The organism is Streptomyces sp. NPDC048255 (genome assembly GCF_040652415.1).
GTDB lineage: Bacteria > Actinomycetota > Actinomycetes > Streptomycetales > Streptomycetaceae > Streptomyces.
In genome coordinates this window covers 1-5,156 of sequence record NZ_JBEZMA010000121.1, presented here as the reverse complement: position 1 = coordinate 5,156, position 5,156 = coordinate 1, and the positions used below count along the sequence as shown (strand labels likewise).

The window sequence follows — 5,156 nt, the reverse complement described above, 5'->3', positions numbered from 1 at the left end:
GCGTGTCCCATGTGGCGCCGGGGGGGCGGCGCCAGCCCCGCGCGTCGGCGGGGTTGTCGTCGGTCGCCGACGCTCCGCGTCGACTCCCTCCTCCGCCTTGCAGCCGCACGCGCCTGGCGCCTCCCCGCCCGCCATGCGGGCGGACGGCGCCACTTCGGACTCACTCATCTGGCCGTTCGGCCGACTGGGGCACGCTCCGCCGATCGGTGTAGATTCGTCCTCAGTGTCAGGCGTCGCTGCTGATGGCGGTCGGGCGGTCCTCGTTGACCGGCCGAGGGGAGAGAGGGCCCCCGACGGACTGTGTGCTCCGCGCGTTCCTCCAGACTGCGTCCGGACGGACCAGCCGAACGGCGCGCTGCCCAGCCGTACCCACCCTCTCGCACCATGAGGAGCACCACCCATGGACTTCAAGGTCGCAGACCTTTCCCTTGCCGCCTTCGGCCGCAAGGAGATCACCCTCGCCGAGCACGAGATGCCCGGCCTGATGTCGATCCGCGCCGAGTACGCGGACGCGCAGCCCCTCGCCGGCGCCCGCATCACCGGCTCCCTGCACATGACCGTGCAGACGGCCGTGCTCATCGAGACCCTCGTCGCCCTCGGCGCCGACGTCCGCTGGGCCTCCTGCAACATCTTCTCCACCCAGGACCACGCGGCCGCCGCCATCGCGGTCGGCCCGAACGGCACCCCGGAGAACCCGCAGGGCGTCCCCGTCTTCGCCTGGAAGGGCGAGACGCTGGAGGAGTACTGGTGGTGCACGGAGCAGGCGCTGACCTGGCCGAACACCCCCACCGGCGGCCCGAACATGATCCTCGACGACGGTGGTGACGCCACCCTCCTCGTCCACAAGGGCGTCGAGTTCGAGAAGGCCGGAGAGGCCCCGGACCCGTCGACGGCGGACTCCGAGGAGTTCGCGTACATCCTCACCCTGCTGAACCGCACCCTCGGCGAGAACCCGCAGAAGTGGACGCAGCTCGCGTCCGAGATCCGCGGCGTCACCGAGGAGACCACCACCGGTGTCCACCGCCTCTACGAGATGATGGCCGAGGGCAGCCTGCTCTTCCCGGCGATCAACGTGAACGACGCCGTCACCAAGTCGAAGTTCGACAACAAGTACGGCTGCCGCCACTCCCTGATCGACGGCATCAACCGCGCCACCGACGTCCTCATCGGCGGCAAGGTCGCGGTCGTCTGCGGCTACGGCGACGTCGGCAAGGGCTGCGCCGAGTCCCTGCGCGGCCAGGGCGCCCGCGTGATCGTCACCGAGATCGACCCCATCTGCGCCCTCCAGGCCGCGATGGACGGCTACCAGGTCGCCACGCTCGACGACGTCGTCGAGACCGCCGACATCTTCATCACGACCACCGGCAACAAGGACATCATCATGGCCGCCGACATGGCCAAGATGAAGCACCAGGCCATCGTCGGGAACATCGGCCACTTCGACAACGAGATCGACATGGCCGGCCTGGCCAAGATCGAGGGCATCGTCAAGGACGAGGTCAAGCCCCAGGTCCACACCTGGAAGTTCCCCGACGGCAAGGTCCTGATCGTCCTGTCCGAGGGCCGCCTGCTGAACCTGGGCAACGCCACCGGCCACCCCTCCTTCGTGATGTCGAACTCCTTCGCGGACCAGACCCTGGCCCAGATCGAGCTCTTCACGAAGCAGGCGGAGTACCCGACCGACGTCTACGTCCTCCCGAAGCACCTGGACGAGAAGGTCGCCCGCCTCCACCTCGACGCCCTCGGCGTCAAGCTCACCACCCTGCGCCCCGAGCAGGCCGAGTACATCGGCGTCAAGGTCGAGGGCCCGTACAAGGCGGACCACTACCGCTACTGATCAGCACCGATCGGCTCCGATCAGCACTGATCGGCCATCCGGTCAGCGGAAGTTCCAGCAGGCCCCCGGCGGACGTCGCCGGGGGCCTGCCCCTTCGGCGCCCCCGCGGGCGGCCGACGGTACGTTGACGGCATTGCGGTGCGACTGCACCGCCCCGCACTGCCCGGCAGTGCACCCGCCCCGCCCGCCCATCCGACGAAACGTGCTCACCATGCCCCGCGGCCGCTACTCGCTCCACGACCCGCACGACCACACCCCCCTCGGGGAGGAGCACTTCCACTGCGCGCCCGGCCCCTCCGGCTGGCGCTACGTCTCCCAGCTCACCGCCCCGAACGGCGACCACCGGGGCTCCGTCGACCTCGCCGTCGACGAACTCGGCCGCCCCATCCGCCTCGAACTGAACGCGTCGAGCTGGCAGGTCCGAGGCGCCGCCATCGACGGCGTCACCTGGGTGCGCACCGACCCCACCGGCACCGAGGCCACCGAAGGCAACGTCCAGGCCCCCGCCTTCACCGGAACCTCCCCGGCCTTCCTCATCGCGACGGCCCGCCTGCTGCGCCTGACCCCCGGCGCACCCGCCACCCGCGTCCGGCTGCTCGCCCTCACCGACCCGGTCCTCGCCCCGCGTACGGTCGACCAGGCCTGGGCCCTGCTGGCGCGCGAGGAGCACCCGACGGACAGCGGCCCGCTGCTGGTGGACGCGTACCAGGTCAGCGCCCTGGACACCGGCGAGGTCCACACGATCCACATCGCGGGCGACGTGGTCCTCTCGGCCCCTGGGATCGAACTCGAACACCTGGAGACCCCGCCCTCGACCTTCGAGGCGTAGGGCCGCCCCGGCAGAGGCCTCAGGCGGGCGGCGCGAACCCGCCGCCCGGCGGCCGTACGGGCGCCACCTGCACGGGCGCCACCTGCACGGGCGCCACCTGCACGGGCGCCACCTGCACGGGCGCCACCTGCACGGGCGCCACCTGCACGGGGGGCACCGCGACCGGCGCCGCAGCCTGCGGGGCGGCGTACGGGGCCACGTGCGGAGGGGCATACGGAGCCGCGTGCGGAGCGGCGTACGGAGCCGGGGCCGCGGGAGCAGGCGCGGCCTGCGCCGCGCCACCGCCGAAGGCCCGGGCGGCGTCCCGCGTCTGACGCTCGTGCACCACCGCCATCAGGTACGCGGCAGCGGGCACCCCCGGCGGCGGCGGAGTCCCCGTACGCGCCACCAGATCGTCCGCGAGCCGTACCGCCATCGCGGCGCCGACCTGCGGATCCAGCTGTCCCATCCGCGTCAGGTACTGCCGGATCGCCAGCCACAGCCCGTCCGGCACGGCCGACAGGTCCAGCCCGCCGAACCTCCCGGCCAGCCACGGCGGCGGCGGAGGCACCGGCATCACCCGCGCCCCCGGTACTCGCTCCCGGATGACCAGCGTCCCCGCGAAGACGTCCCCGAGCCGCCGCCCCCGCTCCGACACCAACGAGGCGATGCACGCTACGGAGCCGAAGGTGAGCAGCAGTTCCACGACCCCCATGGCCCCGCGCACCAGCGCGTGCCGGAACCGGACCGGCCCGCCGTCGTCACGTACGACCCGCAGTCCGCAGGCGAGCTTGCCCAGCGAACGCCCGTGGGTCAGGGTCTCCACCGCGATCGGGACGCCGACCAGCACCAGCAGTACGGTGGCCACCGCAACGGCAGCCTGGGCGGCGAAGTCCAGCGAGGCCGTCGCCAGGGTCAGCCCGAACGAGACCGTCAGATATCCGGTGACGTACACCGCCGCGTCGAGCAGGAACGCCAGAGCCCGGCTCGGCAACCTCGCCGGCCGCAGCCCCAGGACGACAGCGTCCCCCGTCACCAGATCGCTCACCGCAGCACCTTTCACGTGACCTGCCCCGCCCCATCGGCATTCAGTCTGCCAAGCTGACCACATCAGGAGTAGGCAGTAGCAGGGGACCTGGGGCAGGGGAGCGGCAACCGGATGGATCTCGACGTCTTCGTGGCGGCCCATCGAGCGGAATGGGACCGCCTGGAGCAGCTCCTGGGCCGAGGCCGCAAGCTCACCGGCGCCGAGGCCGACGAGCTCGTCGAGCTCTACCAGCGCACCTCCACCCACCTCTCGCTCATCCAGTCCAGCGCCCCCGACCCCATGCTCACTGGCCGGCTGACCCAGCTGGTGGCCCGCGCCCGCTCCACGGTGACCGGGGTCCGCCGCGCCGGCTGGCGCGACGTGGTCCTCTTCTTCACCGTCGGCTTCCCCGCTGCCGTCTACCGCAGCCGCGCGTGGTGGATACCGACCGCGCTGCTCTCCACGGCGGTGGGCGTGCTCATCGGCTGGTGGATAGCCACGCACCCGGAGGTGCAGGGCGCCATCGCCGCCCCGGAGGAGCTGAAGGCGCTCACGAAGCCGGGCGGCGAGTACGAGACGTACTACTCCAGCCACCCCGCGGCCTCGTTCGCGGCCCAGGTCTGGACGAACAATGCCCAGGCAGCCGCGATCTGCCTGGTCCTGGGCGCGTTCCTGGGGCTCCCGGTGCTCTGGATCCTGTTCCTGAACATGGCCAACCTCGGGGTCGGCCTCGGCCTGATGGCCTCCGCCGGCCGCCTCGACGTCTTCCTCGGCCTGATCCTGCCGCACGGCCTGCTCGAACTGACGGCGGTCTTCGTCGCGGCCGGCACGGGCCTGCGCCTGGGCTGGACGGTCATCGACCCGGGCCCCCGCACCCGCCGCGCGGCCCTCGCGGAACGGGGCCGCGCGGCACTCGGCATGGCCATCGGCCTCGCGGTGGTCCTGTTCGTCTCCGGCCTCATCGAAGGCTTCGTGACCCCCTCCGGCCTCCCCACCTGGGCCCGCATCGCGATCGGCGTGCTCGCCGAGGTGGCCTTCCTGCTCTACGTCTACGTCCTGGGAGGCCGCGCGTCCCGGGCCGGAGAGGCGGGCGACGTGGAGGCCGCCGACCAGACCGCCACGCTCCCCACGGCGGCCTGATGTGCGTCCGAGGCCGATGAGCTGCTAGTCTCTTCGTCGTCCCGCAGGCACCGTTGACACGGAGCCAGCGTGGAGGTAGATTTGAACGGTTGCCTCGAACTGGACAAGTTCGGCAGTGATGGTTTAAAATCTCATCTCGCCCCCAGATGGAATTCGAATTCCTGTGGGGCACACGCGATTCCTCATCAAGATCCGAAGCCGGGAAATCCGGTGGAAAACTTCTGATAGAGTCGCAATCGCCGGAAAGGAAAACGCGAAAGCGGAAACCTGGAAAGCGAAACCCGCTTCGACCGGGAATCGGACACGAAAGAGTCTGATAGAGTCGGAAACGAAGAACGAAGCCC

General features: G+C 71.0%; 4 protein-coding genes. 3 read left to right on the top strand and 1 reads right to left on the bottom strand.

The genetic code is table 11. The features are described from left to right. The first annotated feature begins 400 nt into the window (after positions 1-400). Positions 401-1,837, top strand: coding sequence for an adenosylhomocysteinase (gene ahcY, locus AB0D94_RS37555; protein WP_362062385.1), 1,437 nt, complete (start codon positions 401-403; stop codon positions 1,835-1,837). Between the two features lie 211 nt (positions 1,838-2,048). After that, a complete protein-coding gene (locus tag AB0D94_RS37550) occupies positions 2,049-2,666 on the top strand; it encodes a hypothetical protein (protein ID WP_362062388.1) in 618 nt (205 codons plus the stop codon). 19 nt (positions 2,667-2,685) lie between these two features. Here the strand turns inward: AB0D94_RS37550 and AB0D94_RS37545 are convergent, their stop codons facing one another. After that, positions 2,686-3,693 carry an RDD family protein gene (locus AB0D94_RS37545; RefSeq protein WP_362062382.1) on the bottom strand — a complete coding sequence of 336 codons (1,008 nt, stop codon included), beginning with the start codon at positions 3,691-3,693 and terminating at the stop codon, positions 2,686-2,688. Positions 3,694-3,804: 111 nt separating this feature from the next. Here AB0D94_RS37545 and AB0D94_RS37540 point away from each other — a divergent pair, with 111 nt between their 5' ends. After that, on the top strand, positions 3,805-4,812 hold the full coding sequence (locus tag AB0D94_RS37540; protein ID WP_362062379.1) for a stage II sporulation protein M: 1,008 nt from the start codon (positions 3,805-3,807) through the stop codon (positions 4,810-4,812). Positions 4,813-5,156: the final 344 nt, after the last annotated feature.

Coding starts and splice junctions, on each gene's coding strand:
- ahcY (WP_362062385.1), top strand. CDS start 401: ATGGACTTCAAGGTCGCAGACCTTTCCCTTGCCGCCTTCGGCCGCAAG.
- AB0D94_RS37550 (WP_362062388.1), top strand. CDS start 2,049: ATGCCCCGCGGCCGCTACTCGCTCCACGACCCGCACGACCACACCCCC.
- AB0D94_RS37540 (WP_362062379.1), top strand. CDS start 3,805: ATGGATCTCGACGTCTTCGTGGCGGCCCATCGAGCGGAATGGGACCGC.